The following is a 21,958-nucleotide window of genomic DNA, read 5'->3' as shown; positions in this document are numbered from 1 at the left end:
TTTTGAATAGAACCAAACTAACTTTTTACCAAACATCTAAACAACTCTTTTTTCTTGTTTTTACGTTAAGTTTTTCCTTCTTAGCATGGTCTCAAGAGCCTGTTCAAGATTCTGTAAAAACAGGTTTTAGTTTAGGTAAAATAAAAGAGCCAAAGCCAAATAGTATTGAGTCTAAGTATACTTACGACGCTTTAACCAATCGCTATATATATTCTGAAAAAATAGGTAGTTACAACATAAAATACCCCGTCATTTTAACCCCAAAAGAATATTATGATTTAGTTGCTAAAGAAAATTTACGTGCATACTATAAAGAAAAAATAGATGCTTTTGATGGTAAAAAAGATGGAGCTGATGATGCGCAGAAAAACTTATTACCTGAGTTTTATGTAAAATCGGATTTTTTTGAAACTATTTTTGGAAGTGATGCTATATCAGTAAATCCAACAGGTTCTGTTGAAATGGATTTAGGGGTGCTTTTTTCAAGACAAGATAATCCATCATTTTCACCAAGAAATAGAAGTAATTTTACTTTTGATTTTGACCAACGTATAAGTTTAAGCTTATTAGGTAAAGTAGGGACTAGATTGCAAGTAACAGCAAATTACGATACCCAATCTACTTTCGATTTTCAGCAACTAATTAAACTAGAATATACGCCTACAGAAGATGATATTATTCAAAAAATTGAAGTAGGTAATGTTAGTATGCCATTAAATAGTTCTTTAATTACCGGGGCTCAAGCATTATTTGGTGTAAAAGCTCAACTACAATTTGGTAAAACAACTTTCACAGGCGTATTCTCAGAACAAAAATCTCAATCTAATACTGTTGTAGCTCAAGGAGGAGGAACACTTGAGGAATTTGAATTTTTCATAAGAGACTATGATGAAAATAGGCACTTTTTTTTAGCACAATATTTTAGGGATACCTATGATAATGCCCTTGTAAATTATCCATTTTTCAATAATAAAGGGTTACAAATTACAAGATTAGAAGTTTGGATGACTAATAGAAGCAACAGAATAGAAAATGTTAGAAATATTGTAGCCCTTCAAGATTTAGGTGAAACAGATAAAATAGGTTCTTCGGTTAATGTTTTTAGTGCGCCTGGAGCTTTTCCAGATAATAAAAACAATGCTTTTGATCCAACAAATATTGGTGGTGGAGGTTCTCAAATTACAGATGTAATTCGTGATATAGCTACCGTTAAATCTGGTATTTTGGTTTCAAATATTAACGAAGGTTTTGATTATGCTACTTTAGAAAACGCTAGAAAATTAACTAATGGGCAAGAATATACATTAAATACTGATTTAGGATATATTTCTTTAAATCAACGTTTAAATAATGATGAGGTTTTAGCTGTAGCTTTTCAATATACTTTGGGAGGAAAAGTTTATCAAGTTGGTGAATTCGCAAATGATGGTATTGATGCAACTAATGTTACAACAAATGGTTCAGGTCAGGTTACCAATGTTATAAATTCTAACTTGATTTTAAAGATGTTAAAAAGTAGTGTTACTAACATTAATCAACCTGTTTGGGATTTGATGATGAAAAACATTTATGATACAGGAGCTTATAATTTAAGCCAAGACGATTTTAAACTGAATATTTTTTACAATGAAGCATCACCATTAAACTTTATAGCACCAGTTGGCGCAAGTTTTGATGTTGATATAAATGGAAACCCTATTACTGGAGCTACAGATGATAAAGACTTAATTCAAAATGTGCCTTTATTAAGAGTATTTAATTTAGACAAATTGAATTTTAATAACGATCCGCAAAACCGTGGTGATGGATTTTTTGATTTTGTTCCTGGTATTACAGTTATTCCACAAAACGGAAAAATAGTTTTCACTAGTGCAGAGCCATTTGGTGAATATTTATTCAATATTTTAGGAGGTGGTGATTATGATAACAATGCTTCATATAGCCCAGATCAACAAAAATATGTTTACGATATTTTATACAAGAGCACTAAAACAGCTGCTTTAGAAGAAGTAGAGAAAAATAAATTCAAATTAAAAGGGCGGTATAAATCTAGTGGCGGTGATGGCATTTCTATCGGGGCATTTAACGTACCTAGAGGTTCTGTAAGGGTAACAGCTGGAGGGCGAGTTTTAGTTGAAGGTGTTGATTACACTGTAAACTATAATTTGGGTCGTGTTCAAATCTTAGATGAAGCTTTAAAAGCATCCAATACTCCCATTGAAGTTTCTACTGAAAATAATGCTGTTTTCGGTCAGCAAACCAGACGTTTTACAGGACTTAATGTAGAACATAAATTTAACGAAAATTTTGTTTTAGGAGCAACACTATTGAACCTTAACGAAAGACCAATAACTCAAAAAGCTAACTTCGGAACTGAACCCATAAATAATACTATCTTTGGCGTAAACGGCAACTATTCTACTAAGGTTCCTTTTTTAACTCGATTAGCTAATAAGTTACCTAATATTGATACCGATGTAGAATCCAATTTATCACTTAGAGGAGAATTTGCTTATTTAGCTCCTGGTGCTCCAAAAGGCACAGATTTTAATGGTGAGGCAACATCTTATGTTGATGATTTTGAAGGCTCTCAAAATGGAATCGATTTAAAATCACAGCAGTCGTGGTTTTTGTCAAGTAGACCAGTTGGACTAGGAAGAAATTATACCCAAGGTCCAGAAGATGAAAACGGTATACAAAATGGATATGATAGAGCCCTTTTAAACTGGTACAGTATTGACCCTATATTTTATAGTAGCCAACGTCCAGATGGTATCTCAGATGACGATTTATCAAACCTGTATACCAGTCGTGTTTTTATTAACGAGTTATTTCCAGACAGAGATATTGTGCAGGGGCAAAACTCGGTTTTATTCACTTTAGATTTAGCTTATTATCCTCAAGAAAGAGGACCTTATAACTTTGATTCTACCGCTGCAGATGGTGTTATAGATAATCCTCAAAACGCCTGGGCAGGTATAACACGTCAATTAACGTCAACTGATTTTGAACAACAAAATGTTGAATATATTGATTTTTGGTTACAAGATCCTTTTCAAGATAATCCTGCAAATCCAGGTGGTAAATTGGTGTTTAATCTTGGTAATATTTCAGAAGATATTGTTAAAGATGGTAGAAAATTATATGAAAACGGTTTACCTAAAGATGGTGATGTAAGTTTATTGCAGCCTACTTCTTGGGGCACCGTTGTTCCACAAAATCAGTCGTTAATTTATGCTTTTGATACCACTGGTCAAGAGCGATCCAATCAAGATGTTGGTTACGATGGTTATGATGATATTGAAGAAGCTAGTGTTTTTGGAAGTGCATTTGGAGATGATCCTTCAAACGATAACTACGCTTATTTTTTAAATACAGATGGTGATATTTTTGAACGTTACAAAAAATTTAATGGTGTAGATGGTAATACACCTGATGTTTTTACAGACACCAATAGGGGAGCTAATACACAACCAGATGTAGAAGATATTAATCGTGATAACACCATGAATACTATTGATAGTTATTATGAATACGAGTTAGATGTTACCAGACAAAATTTGCCAATTTCTCAAGCTGAATTTGATAACATACCTAATGGTAATCCTCTAAAAGATTATTTAAGAGATTTTAAGGAACAAGCTCGAGTGCTTCCTAATGGCGATAATGTCAATGTAAGATGGTATCAATTTAGAATACCAGTTCAAGGAGATCTTGCAACACCAGTTGGTGGCATTACAGATTTAAGATCTATCAGATTTACAAGAATTTATTTAAAAGAATTTACACAACCTACAATCTTTCGTTTTGGAACTTTAGATTTAGTAAGAAGTGATTGGAGGCGTTATAATCAAAGTTTAGAGTTTGATCAAGACGATCCAAATGATGATGGTACAGATTTTTCTGTAGGTGTTATTGGAACTCTTGAAAATGAAGGGAGTTATGATAGACCACCAGGTATTGAGCCTGAACAATTATTTAATAATAACACCATAGTTCGCCAAAACGAGCAATCATTGGTAGTTAAAGTTTGTAATTTAGAATCAGAAGACTCAAGAGCCGTGTTTAAAAATATCAATGTGGATATGCGTCAATATAAACGTATCAGAATGTTTATGCACGCTGAAGATGATGAATCTGGCGTTAGTAATTTAACAGATGATGATTTAGTTGGATTTATAAGAATGGGTAACGATCTTAATGAAAACTACTATCAAATAGAATTGCCACTTGTAATTTCTACATCTACTACAAGAGAAGGGCTTTGGCCAGAAGCCAATGAAATTAATTTACCCATTGATATTTTAGCACGAGTGAAAGCTCAAGGTATCTCAGATATGACTTTGAGTAATTTGAATCCAACTTTTTACGATATCGTAAATGGCGATATCGTTTTGGCGAGCGACCCATTTAGGGGGTATCAAATTAGTCAACACAGAGTTGGTATAAAAGGTAATCCAAATTTTGGTGATATTAGAACACTTATGGTGGGTGTGAAAAGTAGATCAAGCTCTAATGATGTTTGTGCGGAAGTTTGGTTTAACGAATTACGTTTATCTGATTTAGATAACGAAGGAGGTTGGGCTGCTGTAGTAAGTATGGATACCAATATTGCCGATTTTATGAATATTAGCGCAACTGGTAGACAAAGTACTTCGGGTTTTGGTTCTTTGGAGCAAGGTCCAAGTCAGCGTAGTTTGGAGGATGTTAAACAATATGATATAGTTACAAATGTAAATGTTGGGCAGTTATTACCAAAAAAATGGGGCATTCAAGTACCATTCAACTATGGGCAAAGTGAAGAACTTATTACGCCTAAATACGATCAATTTTACAAAGATTTAACCTTAGAGTCTAGATTACAAGCCGCTAATAGTAATGCTGAGAGAGATGAAATAAAACAACAATCTGAAGATTATACTAAACGACAGAGCATCAATTTTATAGGTGTTAGAAAAAATAGAACAGGTGATGCTAAACCACGTTTTTACGATGTTGAAAATGTTACTTTAAACTACTCTTATAATAAAGTTGAACATAGAGATTTTGAAATAGAAAATTCTGTAAACAAAACGGTTAGAGTTGGCGCTAATTATGCTCATAATTTTAATCCAATTACGTTTGAGCCATTCAAAAAAAATGATTCATTATTTACTGGAAAGTATTGGAAGTTCTTGAAAGATTTCAATTTCAATTTACTCCCAACAAGTTTTACAGTTAATACAAATTTTAATAGACAATTCAACAAACAAAAGTTTAGAGAGGTAGATTTAACAGGTTCAAATATTGGTATTGAAGAATTGTTCCGAAGAAATTACACTTTTGATTTTGAATATGCTATCAATTATAATTTAACAAAATCCTTACAGTTTAATTTTACAGCCTCCAACAATAACATTGTTAGAAATTACTTTAGAGATAATGATTTAATAGCTGGAGAGCAAGACGAAAATTTAGATGTTTGGGACGGATTTTTTGATGTAGGAGACCCTAACAGGCAAAATCAAAATCTTGGAGTCACATATCAATTACCATTAAACAAAATTCCAACATTTAGTTTTATAGATGCTACGTATCAATATACTGGGAGTTTTCAATGGCAAAAAGGTTCAGATTTATATGGCAATTTAGACCTTTCATATACAGATCCTAATGATCCAAACAACCAACTTACTGGTAATTTTGATTTAGGAAATACCATTCAAAATTCTAATCAGCATAATATTAATGCCACATTGGATATGAATAGGTTGTATAAATATATAGGTTTAGTTAAAAAGCCTATTAGAACAGTTAGAGCTAGAACAACACCTGGTACACCTGGAGGCGGACCTCCTGGGCCAGGGCAAAATAAACCATCAACTCCAAAATCAAAGAACCAATCGGTTACTAAATTTTTAAACGCTGGTGTTGATATTTTAACTACTATTAAAAGGATTCAGGCTAATTACTCTGAAAATAATGGTATATTTCTGCCAGGATATACACAAACACCAGGGTTTATAGGAACACTTAGGCCAACAACTGGTTTTACATTTGGTAGCCAAAGTGATGTTCGTTTTTTAGCAGCACGCCAAGGATGGTTAACATTTTTTCCTGAGTTTAATCAGCAATATTATTCATCTAGTACCAAACAACTTGATTTATCTGCTAGTTTAGAGCCTGTAAAAGATTTAAAAATTGATATAGTTGGTAATAGAGCATACTATGAAAATTATACTGAAAACTATAGAGTAAATGATATTGGTGGTACTTATGAATATGAATCATTAACACCTAACACTTTTGGTAATTTTAATATATCTACCATTTTAATTAAAACCGCTTTTAGCCAAAGTGATGAAAATATTAGTGAGGCTTTTAATAATTTTAGATCAAACCGATTAAAAATTGCAGATAGGCTTGCTAACGAATTTTATGGGAATTCAGCATTTGTAAGAGATGACGAAGGTTATCCTTTAGGTTTTGGGAAAAATAACCAAAAAGTACTTTTGCCAGCATTTTTAGCAGCTTATTCTGGCCAGGATGCAAGTAAAATTACAACAAGTGCTTTTCGAGATGTACCGATACCAAATTGGGATTTAAAATACACTGGTTTCATGAAGTTTAAATGGTTTAAAAAGAATTTTAAACGTTTTTCATTAACACATGGGTACCGATCAACTTACACTATAAATCAATTCACAACTAATTTGAATTTAAATACAGATACAAGTGTTAATGAGCAACCAATACCAGGGACACCTTATGCAGGACAACCACAGGAAGCTTTAGATCAATCTGGCAATTACAAGAATGGGCGCTTATTTAGTAATATTAATTTAACTGAAATGTTTAGTCCTTTAGTTCGATTAGATTTTGAAATGAATAACTCGGTTAAAATTTTAGCTGAAATAAAAAAAGATAGATTATTATCTTTAAGTTTTGATAATAATTTGATGACCGAAGTTCAAGGAAATGAATACATAATAGGGTTAGGTTATAGAATCAAAGATTTAAGAATTCGATCAAATTTAGCAGGTCCGCAAAAACGTATCGTGAGCGATTTAAATATGAAAGCAGATATTTCTGTTAGAGATAATAAAACAATCATTAGATATTTAGACTTAGAAAACAATCAAATTACATCTGGACAAACCATTTGGGGTTTAAAATATTCGGCAGATTATGCATTCAGTAAAAATCTAACAGCTATCTTTTACTTTGATTATACATTCTCAGATTACGCTATTTCAACAGCTTTTCCACAAACAACAATTCGTTCAGGATTTACTATTCGATATAATTTTGGGAATTAGCAAATAACAGTTTGAATTTAGAGTTTGAATAAATACATTTGTTCTTTTAATTAACTAAAATATAACCATGAATATTCCAACCGATTTAAAATACACCAAAGACCACGAGTGGGTTAAAATTGAAGGCGACGTTGCAACTATAGGTATTACAGATTTCGCACAGGGCGAGTTGGGTGATATAGTTTACGTTGAAGTTGAAACTTTGGATGAAACTCTCAATGCAGAAGAGATTTTTGGAACCGTAGAAGCAGTTAAAACAGTTTCAGATTTATTTTTACCACTTTCTGGTGAAATTATTGAATTTAATGATACTCTTGAAGATGAACCAGAAAAAGTAAATAAAGATCCTTATGGAGATGGTTGGATGATAAAAGTAAAATGTTCAGATCTTTTAGAAGTGGATTTGTTGATGTCTGCGGATGATTATAAAACACTTATTGGTGCATAAAAAATACGCACTCATAATAACCTTAATATATTCTGCCTTATTAGCTTTTGTTAGTTTAATTAGATTAAATAATCTGCCAGATGTAGGAATTACATTTGGAGATAAAATATATCATTTTTTAGCTTACACTATTTTGGTTTTATTATGGTTTGGTTCGTTTTTATCATCTTTTAAATTAAAAAAAACACAAGCTATAATTTATGCTGTAATATTATCAGTGATTTTTGGTATAATTATTGAAGTATTACAAGAGACTATAACTGATTATAGAGACTTGGATGTTTATGATGTTTTAGCAAATACTTTTGGAGCAATAACGGCAGCAATAGTATTATGGTTTAAAAATAGTTCACACGTTAAAAACTAATAAACACTTGCTTTTTTGATAAATAAATAGTTATTTTAGCAATCTTGATAAACGATTAAAATTATGGAACTTAAAAAAAATCCTAAAGCTAATGTCGGACGTAATAGTTCACTTTACTTTGCTATTGGTTTAGCATTAATGTTATTTTTAACAAATTATGCTATTAATTACAAAACATATGATAAGTCTAATATAGACATAGGACAATTAAACCTTGACGAGTTAGACGAAGAAGAAATTCCAATCACTGAACAATTACAAACACCTCCACCACCTCCGCCACCTCCAGCTGCACCTGAAGTGATAGAGATTGTAGAAGATGAAGAAGAAGTTGAAGAAACTGTAATCGAATCAACAGAAGCAGATCAAGACACACAGATTGTTGAGGTTGAGGAAGTTGAAGTTGTAGAAGTTGAAGAAGATATCGATGTGCCATTCTCAGTTATTGAAAATGTCCCGGTTTTCCCTGGTTGCGAAAGCGGAAACAATACTCAAAAAAGAGATTGTATGTCAAAAAAAATATCTGAATTTGTTAATAAAAAGTTCAATACTGATTTAGCAAGTGATTTAGGTTTGTCTGGAAGACAGCGTATTAACGTTGTTTTTAAAATAGATAAAACCGGTGCTATTACTGGAATTCGTGCTAGAGCACCGCATCCAGGTTTAGAAAAAGAAGCAGCTCGAGTTATTGGACTGCTTCCTAAAATGAAACCAGGAAAACAACGTGGTAAACCGGTAAACGTTCCATATTCGTTACCAATTATTTTTCAAGTTCAAGATTAAATTCAGTTATTTAGAATATAAATAAAAACCCGATACTTTTGTTTTGGGTTTTTTTGTTTCTCGTTTGAAGAGGAAGAAACCACAAAAATATTTTTGGCATAGCTATATAAAATCCCGTTACATTTAAGTAACGGGATTTCTTTTTTGGTATGCTTATTGTAACTTTATCATAATATTAACATTTTAACTATAATAATTATGAGAAATCAAATGAAAACTCACGAACCCATTCGGAAAAATGGGCAAATCGTGAAAAAATCGCAAAAGCATGAAACAAATTTACAAAAAAACTCTACCCTTTATTTTCAAATAGGGTTAATTGTTTGTTTAATGGCAGCTTATGGCTTGCTTGAAATGAAGTTTGAAAGTAAAGTTTCAGATTATGGAAGTTTGCCACCAATAGAAGATCCTGTTTATGTAGATGTTCCTTTAATTAAAACAAAAGTTCAAGAATTGGTTGAACCTATTAAACAAAAACAAAAGCCTTCTCATACCTTTAAAGAAGTTATTGACGAGACACCAGAGCTTCCTTTTTTAGATGAGTTTAAGGAAACCATTGTGAATGCACCAGATATTAATCCCAGAGATATTGATCCAGTTGAAGAAATTCCTGAAGAAAATTTTGTAGATTTTATAAGTATTGAAGAGGTGCCTATTTATCCAGGTTGTGAAAATGAAAAAACAAGAGATGATAAAAGTAAATGTATGTCTGATAAAATATCTAAACTCATCCAAAGAAAGTTTGATGTTGATTTGGCTTCAGAGCTTGGGTTATCAGGTAAGCAGAAAATAGACGTACAGTTTAAGATTGATAAAGCGGGTTTTATTACTGAGATTAAAACACGAGCGCAACATCCAAAGCTTAAGTATGAGGCAGAACGCGTTATTGAGTTAATTCCTAATATGCAACCTGGTAAACAAAGAAATAAACCTGTAGGAGTTAGGTATTATTTACCTATTATATTCCAAGTTCAAAACTAAAGTCTATATAATTTAATGCTTTTTAAACCGTTATCATCTTATTGATAACGGTTTTTTATATTATTGTATAATTAAAAATATAGTATCTTTCAATTTTAAACCAATTTACAATAAAATGAAGCAATTCATTGTACTCATCCTACTTTTATTTCAATTTAATAGTTATTCTCAAGAAAAGTTTTTATTTGAAAAACCTCCTATTTTTACTAATTGCGGAAACGTATCAATTGATTCTTTACAGAATTGTTTCAACAAAAACATTTTTGATCATATTTATCAGAATTTTAAGGTTCCAGAAATCGTTTCCAAAGAAAATTACAAAGGAGAAGTTAGTGTAATATTTGAGGTTGATACTGTTGGGGTATTCAAAATAATATACATTGAAGCTATTTATAATGAATTGAAAGAGGAAGTTACTCGTGTTTTTTCAACTTTTCCCAAAGTAAAATCAGCGACATATAATGGCAGGAAAACATTTAAACAATATGCAATCCCTATAAGGATTCCATTAGTAAAACAGAATATAGCCTCACAAGAATCAGAAAAGTCTATCGAAATATCTCGTATAGAAAATGCCATACAAAATGAGTACGAAAGTGTTAACTCTAGTTTAACTGATTTTGAAAATAAAGCATACAGTAGCCAATTAAATATTCAGTTTACGCATAGTGATTATGCTAGATTTGAAAGGAATATGAATCTTATAGGTACAAATAGTCACACGGCTTCAAAGCCATTTATTTACGAAGAGGTTTCAAAATACTACGATTTTAAAACGGAGAAAGAAAAGCTAAAAAAAGAAGCTGATACTTGGGTAAGTAAAAAACTATGGAACGAACATTTAGTAGAAGTACAAAGTAAAGATTATTGGTTTACTATAGATCCTATTTTCGATTTACAAGTAGGGAAAGATACCGAAGCAAATTTTAGTTCCACTTACAATAATACAAGAGGCTTTTTAGTACAAGGAGGTCTTGGTAAAAAATTTAACTTTTATACATCAGTTTTTGAAAGTCAGGGCAGATTTGCGCAATATGTTAATGATTATGCTGAGAGTTTAAGAGCTTTTGGTCCAGATCCGGCAATTATTCCTGGTCGTGGTATAGCAAAACGTTTTAAAACAGATTCTTATGATTATCCTGTTGCTGAAGCTTATTTATCGTACTCGCCAGCTAAGTTTTTAAACATTCAATTTGGACATGGAAAGAATTTTATTGGTGACGGGTATCGTACTCTATTAGTTAGTGATGTAGCAAGTCCGCATCCATTTTTAAAATTGAACACCAAGTTTTGGAAAATAAAATACACCAATACTTGGATGTGGTTAAAAGACGTAAGGCCGGAAGTGACTGAAGATGGTGCCTTTTTAACTAAATATATGGCAAACCACTACTTAAGTTGGAATGTTTCTAAACGTTTTAATTTAGGTTTATTTGAATCTGTTATTTGGACTAATAGTAACAATCGTGGTTTTGATGTCAATTATTTAAACCCAATAATTTTTTATAGAGCTATAGAGTTTGAAACGGGACAAGCTGCTGGAAATGCCATTATGGGAGCTTCAGCGAAATATAAGTGGACTGATAATATAAATATGTACAGTCAGTTTATTTTAGATGAATTTTCATTAAACGATATTAAAGGCGGAAACAAAAGTTGGAAAAACAAGTTTGGTTATCAAATAGGGATTAAGTATTTCAATGCTTTTAAAGTTGATAATTTATTACTTCAATTTGAATATAATAGAGTAAGGCCATATACCTACTCACACAATACCATAGCTACAAATTATGCGCACAATAATCAATCTATGGCTCATTTGTGGGGAGCCAATTTTAGTGAAGCAATTTTAATAGGAAGGTATCATTACAAACGTTGGTTTGCCGATGCGAAATTAGTTTTTGGAGTTAGAGGGTTTGATTTTAATGATGGGACCGATAATTTTAGTTATGGTGGCGATGTTTATAGAAATTATAACGATAGACCATTTGATACGGGTGTTGTATTAGGACAAGGCATAAAAAGCAATATATTTAACGGGAATTTACTAGCAGGATATGTATTAAACCCAGCTTCTAACTTAAAGATTTTTACAGATATTACCGTTAGAAACTTTAATCCAGATGCCATAACAGCAACAACTTATAAAAGCAACACGGTATGGTTTAATTTTGGACTTAGAACTGATTTGTTTAATTGGTATTTTGATTTTTAATAATTTAGTTTCTTGTTTAATTTTTCAAAAAGATTTTTCAATTAAAAAACCATTGCTCAAATTGCTTTTATAGAGTATCTTTGCACTCGCAAATAACTTTGTGCTATTAACTATTATTTTGGGCAAAACAAAAACAGCTATAAAAAACCCTACATTAATGTATGATTTTAAAGAAATCACTAAAATGCGATTGGCATTAAGTGTGGTTTTTTCTTCATTAGCAGGATATTTGTTAGGTGCTGATTCGGTTGATTTTAAAACATTGATTTTGTTGGCCTTTGGAGGTTATTTTATGGTAGGTGCTTCGAACGCATTTAATCAAATTATTGAAAAAGATTTAGATGCCTTGATGGATCGTACAAAAAACAGACCTATCCCATCTGGTCGTATGTCTGTAACAAAGGCATTTATTATAGCTTCTATTTTTACTTTGTTAGGTATTATTATTTTGTATACCATAAACAGGCAAACAGCTATGTTTGGTGCTATTTCTATATTTTTGTATACCTGTGTTTATACGCCTTTAAAAACAAAAACACCTTTAGCTGTTTTTGTTGGCGCAATTCCAGGCGCAATCCCATTTATGTTAGGATGGGTAGCAGCTACGGATGATTTTGGGATAGAACCAGGTACCTTATTTGCTTTACAGTTTTTTTGGCAATTTCCACACTTTTGGGCCATAGGCTGGTTTTTATTTGATGATTATAAAAAAGGTGGGTTTTTCATGTTGCCAACTGGAAAACAAGATAAAGGTACAGCAGTGCAAACTATCATGTATACTATTTGGACATTGATAGTATCAATAATACCAGTTTTTGGTTTTACAGGTAGATTAGAATTATCAATAGTGTCGGCTGTCATCGTTTTTATTTTAGGATTATGGATGCTGTATTATGCAATAAGATTATTTAATAAAATGACTGAAAAAGCAGCAAAACAATTGATGTTAGTGAGTGTCTCATACATATCATTAGTTCAAATTGTTTATGTAATAGATAAATTTATAAGATAACCATGGATTTAACTCAAGGTACATTAGAGGAAAAAAATAGTAGAGCTAAAAAAATGATGCTATGGTTTGGTATCATATCACTTATCATGTCTTTTGCAGGCTGGACGAGTGCATTTGTTGTTAGTAGTTCTAGGCCAGATTGGTTAAAAGATTTTGTTTTGCCAAATGCTTTTGTAATAAGTACAGCTGTAATTGTACTAAGTAGTCTGTCTTTTCTTTTGGCAAAAAAAGCTTTAAAAAATGGTAATAGCAAATTAACATCTATGTGGTTGATTGTTACACTTATTTTGGGTGTCATTTTTATTTTTAATCAATTTTCTGGTTTTCAACAGATCATAGATTTAGGTTATAATTTTACTGGACCAACTAGTAATGTAACCATGTCATATATCTATTTAATAGCTGTAGTCCATATTTTACACGTACTAGTTGGTCTTATTTGTTTAATAGTAGTAATTTATAATCATTTTAAACAAAAGTATAATGCAAACAAAATGCTAGGTTTTGAATTAGCATCAACTTTCTGGCATTTTATAGATATTCTTTGGGTATATCTCTTTTTGTTTTTATATTTTGTTGGATAATTTTTATAAATTCTTTAAAGGTCATTTTATACATCCTGTTGAAGCTTTTATTTAAAGTATGCATAATTTAGTGTAGGATGTTTTATTAGATAAATAAATTGATTATTTTTGTGCAACTTTTAAATAACAACCATTTTATATGAGTACTACAGTTGTAAATACTGGAACAGAAGGTAAAACTTGGGGAGGTGGAAATGAACCATTAAATGCAAGTTACGGAAAAATGATGATGTGGTTTTTCATTGTTTCAGATGCTTTAACCTTTTCGGGGTTTTTAGCAGCCTATGGATTTTCAAGATTTAAATTTATTGATGCTTGGCCAATTGCCGATGAAGTGTTTACTCACGTGCCATTTTTACATGGTCAAGAGTTGCCAATGATTTATGTAGCTTTTATGACATTTGTTCTTATTATGTCATCTGTAACTATGGTTTTAGCTGTAGATGCAGGACACCATTTAAACAAATCCAAAGTAACAATTTACATGTTTTTGACAATTATTGGTGGTTTAATATTCGTTGGTTCACAAGCTTGGGAATGGGCAACGTTTATAAAAGGCGATTTTGGAGCTATTCAAACTAAAGGAGGGAATATTTTACAATTTGTTGATACTGACGGGCATCGTGTTGCTTTAAGAGATTTTGTTGTTGCAGAACATAAAGAAAGAACTGAGCATGAACGTAAAAATGGTTTATGGTTTGTAAGTGAAAGTACACTTCCAACTTATACAGTAGAAGAGGTTATTCATGGTTTAGAGGGTCATGAAAATATTTTGGTGAGAACTCAATTGCTTGATGAGCATGGACACAAAACAGTATTGTCAAGAGAAGAATCGTTAAAACAATTAAAAAATAACGGGAAAGAGGTAGTAGAAGGTGCTAATTTGCGTGTAAACGAATATGGTTCGCCTTTGTTTGCAGATTTCTTTTTCTTCATAACAGGGTTTCACGGATTTCACGTTTTTTCTGGAGTTGTTATAAACATCATTATCTTCTTTAATGTTATTTTAGGAACTTATGAAAGACGTAAAAACTACGAAATGGTTGAGAAAGTTGGTTTATACTGGCACTTTGTAGATTTAGTTTGGGTATTTGTATTTACATTCTTTTACCTAGTTTAATTTTTATATTTTACAGAAAATGGCACATGCACATAAATTAGAAATATTAAGAGGCTTAATTAAGTTTAAATCTAATACCCAAAAAATTTGGGGAGTATTGATATTATTATCATTAATTACAGCTGTTGAGGTAGTTTTAGGTATTTATAAGCCAGAATCTTTAATGGTTAAAGTATTGTATATGAAACTACTTAATTGGATTTTCATCATATTAACAATTGTGAAAGCGTATTACATCACTTGGGATTTTATGCATATGCGAGATGAAACAAAAGCATTAAGAAGAATGGTTGTTTGGACTGCAGTATTCTTAATTTTATATCTAATCTTTATTTTATTGCAAGAAGGAGGTTATGTTTTTAGAGTTTACGATAATGGTTTTATTAAAAGAGATTTTTAATTAAAATTTTAGTTAAATAGATATATTTAGGCGTTTTTTATACCGCCTTTTTTTATTTTTGCACTATAAAAAAAACAGTATAATAATTTGTAATTTGATGTATAAAAAGAAAGTTAGTAGATATGTTGTTTTAGGGATTTTATTCTTTCTTCCAGTAATATTTTTATTGTTTCTTTACCCAGCTACTCATAATTATAAGCCTCTTGATATTGTAAACCAGGGGGTTATAGATTTAGATAGGTTTACTTCAATCTCTGAGGATAAAATTTTATTGAAAGATCATATAACAGTTTTAGGCTTTTTGGGTAAAAACCCTATTATAAACTCCATTGCAGCCTCTAATTTGAAAGAATTAGTTTACGATAAATTTAAAGGTTTTAAGAAGTTTCAAATAGTAATTTTAATGCCAATTGGTACCGAATTATCTGTTGATAAACTTAAAGCTGAAATAAGTTCTTATGAAGATTTGCGCTTTTGGCATTTCGTCTTTGGTGAAGAAATTGATATTCTAAATGTTTTTAATAGTTTAAAAAGTAAAGTGAATATCAATCTAGATTTATCAACAAATCATGTATTTGTAATAGACAAGGATTTAAATCAGAGAGGTCGTATTGATGATAGAACAGATAAAGAAATTGAAAAAAAGAAATTAACTTATGGGTTATATTCTTTTGATTGTATTGAGGTAGCTCAGGTTAAAAACAAAATGAGTGATGATCTAAGAGTTTTATTTACTGAGTACCGTCAAAAGCGAAAAGGAGAGTTTAATTCTGATACCAGAAGAGCTAACGATTTAATTCAAGAAGATGAAAAAAACTAATTATTCATTTATAGGTATTGCTTTTATTATACTTGTTTTTGGAATCATATTCATTCCCAAAATAGTTGATAGAGTTTCTAATAGAGATGTTATAAGAAATGAAAGTAGAACTGATTATGCTAGTAATAAAAATAACACAGTTTCAGATTTAGTTTTTATTGATAACAATGGAGAAAGTAGAAAGGTTCCTATTTTTAGTTTTACAAATCAAAACGGAGAAATAATAACTAACAATGATTATTTAGGTAAAGTTTATGTCGTAGAATTTTTTTTCTCGACGTGTCCTACCATTTGTCCAAGAATGAATTTAAACTTAGTGCAAATTCAAAATACATTTAAAGATTTTGAAAATTTTGGAGTGGCTTCTTTTACTATAAATCCAGATTTTGATACACCCGAAGTTCTTAAGGAATACGCTGGGAAATATGGCATTACAAATACTAATTGGAACTTGTTAACTGGAGATAAAGCACAAATTTATAATTTAGCCAATGCAGGCTTTTATATTTATGCTGCAGAAAATCAAGATGTTATTGGAGGTTTTGAGCATTCAGGAAACTTTGCATTAATAGATAAAAATGGATTTATTCGTTCTCGAAAAGATAAAAATGGAAATCCTTTAATTTATTATAGAGGTATTATATCAGAGGAAGAAAAAGTAGATGAAGATGGTGTCTATGAAGAGATAAGTATTTTAAAAGAAGATATTGCAAAGCTTTTAAAAGAATAGAAAAATTTATTTCACTTAACTAATTATAATATTAAAGTAAAAATATGAGTATAGATAATAAAATTACAAACGATAAAAAATATAACAAATTAATAGTTGCTTTATCAATTGCAATACCTGTTGTAGTAGCTATTTTATTTAGAGTTAAAATAGATTTAGAACTCCCTGTTTTTTTACCCCCAGTTTATGCTACTATAAATGCTATCACAGCACTTGTTTTAGTTTTTTCCGTTATTCAAATTAAAAAAGGCAATAGAAAATTACATGAAAAACTGATGAAGTTTGCCATTTTACTTTCAGTTTTATTTTTAGTTATGTATGTTTTGTATCACATGACGAGTGATTCAACAAGTTATAAGGGCAATTACAAACTCATTTACTATTTTATACTTATTAGTCATATTCTTTTATCAGTTACAGTTATTCCATTTGTTTTAATTACATATGTTAGAGCTATTACTAAAAATATTGAAAAGCATAAAAAAATAGCTAAGATAACATTTCCTTTATGGTTATATGTTGCTGTTACAGGTGTTATAGTTTATGTTATGATTTCACCTTTTTACTTATAATAATGAAGCAAAAAATATTTTTTTTTCTATTTTCTTTTCTCTTTCTTCTAGGAAGTAATGCTCAGTGTGCTATGTGTAGAGCAGTTTTAGAGAGCGAAGAAAGTCAAACTGTAGCAGAAGGAATAAATGATGGTATAGTTTATTTGATGGCCATCCCCTATATACTTGTAGCGGGTTTAGGGGTCTTTATTTACAAGAAATACAATACGTTAAATAAATAACAAAAATTTTTTTTAACGTTTAATGTAACATTTCTTTGCAAAGTAAGTCTAACTATAAAGCTTATGTGCTTCACTAATCAATCAAAGTAATGTTAAAAATAAATCAACTTCATAAATCCTATCCTATAGGTGACTCAAGTTTACATGTTTTAAAAGGAATAGATTTAACCGTAGAAGAAGGTGAGATGGTAGCTATCATGGGGTCATCAGGGTCTGGTAAATCAACACTATTAAATATTATTGGGATGTTGGATGAAGCCGATTCTGGTGATTATATTTTAGATGGATTGGCAATAAAAGACTTAACAGAAAAGAAAGCGGCTGTTTATAGAAATAAATTTTTAGGATTTATTTTTCAGTCTTTCAATTTAATAAATTATAAGAATGCCCTTGAAAATGTTGCATTGCCACTATATTACCAGGGTATGAAACGAAAAGAACGCCTTGAAAAGGCCATGTTTCATTTAGAAAAAGTTGGTTTAGCAGATTGGGCAACACATCTACCAAAAGAGCTTTCAGGTGGTCAAAATCAGCGTGTTGCTATCGCTAGGGCATTGGCTGCAAACCCTAAATTACTTCTCGCAGATGAGCCTACAGGTGCATTAGACACTAAAACTTCTCATGAAATTATGGCTTTTATTCAGCATTTGAATGATGAAGGTAAAACTATTTTGATGGTAACTCATGAGGAGGACATAGCAAATATGTGTAAACGTATTGTTCGCCTTAGAGATGGTATTATAATAGAAGACGAAAAAGTAGAACAAGTTAGAGCAGAACAGTATGTTTGATTTAGGTCTTTGGAGAGAAATATTTCAGAGTATTAATATGAATAGAACCAGAAGTTTGCTTTCTGGTTTTACGGTGGCTTTTGCTATTTTATTATTTGCAATACTTTTTGGTATTGCAAATGGTTTACAAAACACGTTTCAAGAAGCTTTTGGAACCGATGCTAATAATTCTATTGTTATTTTTCCAGGAAGAACAACCAAAGCATACAAAGGACTTCAAGTTGGAAGACAAATTCAATTTAAAAATGAAGATCGTGACTTTATAAAAGAGAAATTTGGAGATAAGGTGCAGTTCATTACTTCAAAAGTAAATAGAAGTGTTAATGCCTCTTTTAAAGGTGAGAAAAATAACTATGAGCTAAGAGGTGTTTACCCAGAATACATGTTTATTGAAAACAATGTTGTAAAAGAAGGGCGCTACATAAATCAAAACGATTTAAACAATAAATCGAAAGTTGTAGTTATTGGAAGGGTAGTGGAGCAAGATTTGTTTTTTAAAGAAAGTGCCATAGGTAAATATATCAACCTTAGTGGTATTCAATATAAAATTGTAGGTGTATTTACAGATGATGAGGGTGATAGCGAAGAGAGCGTTATTTATATGCCAATTACTACAACACAATTTGTGTATGGCAATAATGATTTTGTTGATATAATGCATTTAACTTATGATCCTGAAATGAATTCTGATCAAGCTATGGCTTTTGGCAATTCAATTAAAAATAGTTTGAAAGATAAATTTGATGTAGCTAGAAGTGACCAGAGGGCTATTAGAATGTGGAATATGGCTGAAGGCACAAAACAAGTAGATATTTTAACAACGAGTTTAACTTTAATAATTTTAGTTATAGGTTTCGGAACATTAATAGCAGGTATAGTTGGTATAAGTAATATCATGATTTTTATTGTTAAAGAGCGTACTAAAGAAATTGGAATTCGTAAAGCATTGGGTTCTTCACCAAGATCAATAGTTTCAATCATTTTAATCGAGTCTATAATAATAACTGCAATTGCAGGTTATGTTGGACTTTTGGTAGGTGTTGGAGTTTTAGAGTTAGTAGGGCCTAGTTTAAAAGATTATTTTATAAAAGATCCTGGGGTAAGTAATAGTTTGGTAGTAGGTGCAACAGTCACATTAGTTCTTGCAGGAACCATAGCAGGGTATTTACCTGCAAAGAAAGCATCTCAAATCAAACCAATAGTAGCTTTAAGAAACGATTAATTATGTTTAGATTTTTATTTGATAGAGATACATGGCAAGAAGTTTCTGATAGCCTCAGTAAAAATAAATTAAGGTCTATTCTTACTATGGTAGGTGTTTGGTGGGGGATTTTATTGCTTATAGGATTATTAGGTTCTGCAAGAGGATTAGAAAATTCATTCAATAGATTATTTGGAAGTTTTGCTACTAATAGTGTTTTTGTTTGGGGGCAGAGTACTAGTATGCCCTTTAAAGGTTTTCAAGAAGGAAAACAAGTAAGATTAACATTATCTGACGCAAAAAAGATAGAAGAAAATGTAGAAGGTATAGAGTTTGTACTTCCAAGAAATCAAACAAGAGCAACAGTAACTCGAAACTTTTTATCAGGAAGTTTTCAAATGGCTGGAGATTATCCTTTGTTAGATCAATTACAAAAGAAAAAGCTAATTCACGGACGTTTCATCAATCAAAATGATATAGACGACAATAAAAAAGTTGTGGCTATTTCTGAAGATGCTTACAAACAATTGTTTGTGAAAGATGAACTAGCAATTGGGGAATACGTTGAAATTAATAGTATTAATTTTAAGGTTGTGGGTCTTTTTGAAAATGGTAATGTAAACATGGGACCCTCAACAGATATGCATATTCCTTTTACAACTTTTCAGCAAATTTATAATAGAGGTGATAGGATTGGATGGTTGATGATTACTGGTAAACCAGAATTTGATATTAGACAAATTGAAGAGGATGCAAAATTGTTATTAAAAAATTTGAACAACATTCATCCTGAGGATAAGCGTGCTTTTGGAAGTTTTAATTTAGGTAAAGAGTTTGCTAAAATCACAGGATTTTTAACCGGCATGCAGTTTCTAACATGGTTTGTAGGTATAGCTACCTTAATTGCAGGTGTTTTTGCTATTGGTAATATATTATTAATTACTGTGAAAGAACGCACTAAAGAAATAGGTGTTCGAAGAGCTTTAGGTGCAACACCTTTTGAAATTAAACGCCAAATTGTCGTTGAAGCGGTATTTTTAACACTAGTAGCCGGTATTTTTGGAATTATAACAGGTGGATGGATTTTAATAGGCTTAGATGCTGCATTTGGGCAAGGCCCAGATGCAGCTATAGTTAATGCATCTGTATCAATTGCTGTAGTATTTATAGCATTAATAATATTAGTAATATTAGGAACTTTAATAGGATTAATTCCTGCATTTAAAGCCACAAGTATAAAACCAATTCAAGCATTAAGAGAAGAATAAACAATCAAAAAAATGAACAAAACAGTAAAAATTATTTTAGCAGTAATTGTCATACTACTATTAGTATTCGTATTAAAATACTTTAAAGATTCTAATTCAAAATCTATTGATGAGTTTAAAGTAGAAGAGCCTTTTTACACATCAATAAATACAAAAGCAGTTGCAACGGGTAAATTAAACCCAGAAGAAGAGATTGAATTAAAACCTCAAATTTCTGGTATCGTTGATAAAATACTTGTTGAAGAGGGTGATATTGTAAAAAAAGGAGATTTAATTGCTACCATCAGGGTGGTCCCTAACGAGCAAAGTTTAGTAAGCGCAAAAAGTAGAATTGCATCGTCAAAGTTTTCTTATGATAATTCAAAAATATTATACGATAGAAATAAAGCGCTTTTTGAAAAAGGTGTTATATCTCAGCAAGATTTTGAAAATAGTGAGTTGTCATTTAATCAAACCAAAGAGTCTTATGCTCAAGCACAAAATGATTATCAAATTATAAAGCAAGGTTCCATCTCAGGAGGAAGTTCTGCAAACACCAATATAATGGCTCAAATTTCTGGGACTATTTTAGAAATTCCTATTCGCGAAGGAGACCAAGTTATTCAAAGTAATAACTTTAATGCAGGTACTACTATTGCAACTATTGCCGATATGAGTATGATGATTTTTGAGGGTAAAGTTGATGAAGCTGAGGTTGGAAAGTTAAAAGAAGGAAAGGAAATTAAAGTGCTTTTAGGTGCAATTAATGATAAAGAGTTTCCAGCAACATTAACTTTTGTGGCACCAAAAGGTGTTGAAGAAAATGGTGCAGTTCAATTCACCATTAAAGCAGATGTTAAAATTGATTCTGTTATAAATATTAGAGCAGGTTATAGTGCAAATGCCGAAATTGATATAGAGGCTAAAGATAGTATCCTTGCAATAAGAGAGGCGTTACTTCAATATAACAGAATTACTGAAAAACCTTTTGTTGAAATATTGGATGGAGATAATAAGTACAGAAAAGAAAATGTTACTTTAGGGTTATCTGATGGGATAAATGTTGAAATTACAGAGGGTGTTAAACTAGGTGATAAAATAAAAGTTTGGAATAAAGCATCAAAAGATAACGAAGATGACGAAGATGATAATAATTAATCCAAAAACA

At 31.0% G+C, this 21,958-nt stretch carries 18 protein-coding genes; all 18 read left to right on the top strand.

Annotation, left to right across the window (positions count from 1 at the left end):
- Nucleotides 1–2: 2 nt before the first annotated feature.
- Nucleotides 3–7,298, top strand: a complete 7,296-nt coding sequence (gene sov, locus AC1XJX_RS03055; RefSeq protein WP_482002490.1) for a T9SS outer membrane translocon Sov/SprA — start codon at nucleotides 3–5, stop codon at nucleotides 7,296–7,298.
- Between the two features lie 67 nt (nucleotides 7,299–7,365).
- On the top strand, nucleotides 7,366–7,746 hold the full coding sequence (gene gcvH, locus AC1XJX_RS03050) for a glycine cleavage system protein GcvH (protein ID WP_482002489.1): 381 nt from the start codon (nucleotides 7,366–7,368) through the stop codon (nucleotides 7,744–7,746).
- Nucleotides 7,739–8,113, top strand: coding sequence for a VanZ family protein (locus AC1XJX_RS03045; RefSeq protein WP_482002488.1), 375 nt, complete (start codon nucleotides 7,739–7,741; stop codon nucleotides 8,111–8,113). Before gcvH ends, AC1XJX_RS03045 begins: the two co-directional genes overlap by 8 nt.
- A 63-nt stretch (nucleotides 8,114–8,176) precedes the next feature.
- On the top strand, nucleotides 8,177–8,896 hold the full coding sequence (locus AC1XJX_RS03040; RefSeq protein ID WP_482002487.1) for an energy transducer TonB: 720 nt from the start codon (nucleotides 8,177–8,179) through the stop codon (nucleotides 8,894–8,896).
- A 198-nt stretch (nucleotides 8,897–9,094) separates the two neighbouring features.
- Entirely contained in the window at nucleotides 9,095–9,877 is a 783-nt protein-coding gene (locus AC1XJX_RS03035; RefSeq protein ID WP_482002486.1) for an energy transducer TonB, read from the top strand.
- 115 nt (nucleotides 9,878–9,992) lie between these two features.
- Complete coding sequence (locus AC1XJX_RS03030; RefSeq protein ID WP_482002485.1) at nucleotides 9,993–12,092, top strand: gliding motility protein RemB; 2,100 nt, start codon at nucleotides 9,993–9,995, stop codon at nucleotides 12,090–12,092.
- A 157-nt stretch (nucleotides 12,093–12,249) separates the two neighbouring features.
- The gene (gene cyoE / locus AC1XJX_RS03025; RefSeq protein ID WP_482002619.1) at nucleotides 12,250–13,104 is read left to right on the top strand and encodes a heme o synthase; all 855 of its coding nucleotides are present in this window, start codon (nucleotides 12,250–12,252) and stop codon (nucleotides 13,102–13,104) included.
- A gap of 2 nt (nucleotides 13,105–13,106) precedes the next feature.
- The gene (locus tag AC1XJX_RS03020) at nucleotides 13,107–13,688 is read left to right on the top strand and encodes a cytochrome c oxidase subunit 3 (RefSeq protein ID WP_482002484.1); all 582 of its coding nucleotides are present in this window, start codon (nucleotides 13,107–13,109) and stop codon (nucleotides 13,686–13,688) included.
- Between the two features lie 139 nt (nucleotides 13,689–13,827).
- A complete protein-coding gene (locus tag AC1XJX_RS03015) occupies nucleotides 13,828–14,808 on the top strand; it encodes a cytochrome c oxidase subunit 3 (RefSeq protein WP_482002483.1) in 981 nt (326 codons plus the stop codon).
- A gap of 19 nt (nucleotides 14,809–14,827) precedes the next feature.
- Nucleotides 14,828–15,208 carry a cytochrome C oxidase subunit IV family protein gene (locus AC1XJX_RS03010; RefSeq protein WP_482002482.1) on the top strand — a complete coding sequence of 127 codons (381 nt, stop codon included), beginning with the start codon at nucleotides 14,828–14,830 and terminating at the stop codon, nucleotides 15,206–15,208.
- Nucleotides 15,209–15,305: 97 nt separating this feature from the next.
- Entirely contained in the window at nucleotides 15,306–16,028 is a 723-nt protein-coding gene (locus tag AC1XJX_RS03005) for a hypothetical protein (RefSeq protein ID WP_482002481.1), read from the top strand.
- Nucleotides 16,015–16,758 (top strand): SCO family protein, encoded by a 744-nt coding sequence (locus AC1XJX_RS03000; protein ID WP_482002480.1) that lies wholly within the window; start codon nucleotides 16,015–16,017, stop codon nucleotides 16,756–16,758. Before AC1XJX_RS03005 ends, AC1XJX_RS03000 begins: the two co-directional genes overlap by 14 nt.
- A gap of 44 nt (nucleotides 16,759–16,802) precedes the next feature.
- Nucleotides 16,803–17,330 (top strand): DUF420 domain-containing protein, encoded by a 528-nt coding sequence (locus tag AC1XJX_RS02995; protein WP_482002479.1) that lies wholly within the window; start codon nucleotides 16,803–16,805, stop codon nucleotides 17,328–17,330.
- Between the two features lie 2 nt (nucleotides 17,331–17,332).
- Entirely contained in the window at nucleotides 17,333–17,551 is a 219-nt protein-coding gene (locus tag AC1XJX_RS02990; protein ID WP_482002478.1) for a hypothetical protein, read from the top strand.
- Between the two features lie 89 nt (nucleotides 17,552–17,640).
- On the top strand, nucleotides 17,641–18,342 hold the full coding sequence (locus AC1XJX_RS02985) for an ABC transporter ATP-binding protein (RefSeq protein WP_482002477.1): 702 nt from the start codon (nucleotides 17,641–17,643) through the stop codon (nucleotides 18,340–18,342).
- Complete coding sequence (locus AC1XJX_RS02980) at nucleotides 18,335–19,564, top strand: ABC transporter permease (protein WP_482002476.1); 1,230 nt, start codon at nucleotides 18,335–18,337, stop codon at nucleotides 19,562–19,564. The genes AC1XJX_RS02985 and AC1XJX_RS02980 overlap by 8 nt, the downstream gene beginning before the upstream one ends.
- Nucleotides 19,565–19,566: 2 nt before the next feature.
- Complete coding sequence (locus AC1XJX_RS02975) at nucleotides 19,567–20,811, top strand: ABC transporter permease (RefSeq protein WP_482002475.1); 1,245 nt, start codon at nucleotides 19,567–19,569, stop codon at nucleotides 20,809–20,811.
- A gap of 12 nt (nucleotides 20,812–20,823) precedes the next feature.
- A complete protein-coding gene (locus AC1XJX_RS02970) occupies nucleotides 20,824–21,948 on the top strand; it encodes an efflux RND transporter periplasmic adaptor subunit (protein ID WP_482002474.1) in 1,125 nt (374 codons plus the stop codon).
- Nucleotides 21,949–21,958: the final 10 nt, after the last annotated feature.

It is taken from the genome of Flaviramulus sp., from assembly GCF_982512915.1.
This window is presented reverse-complemented; position numbering and strand designations above follow the sequence as displayed.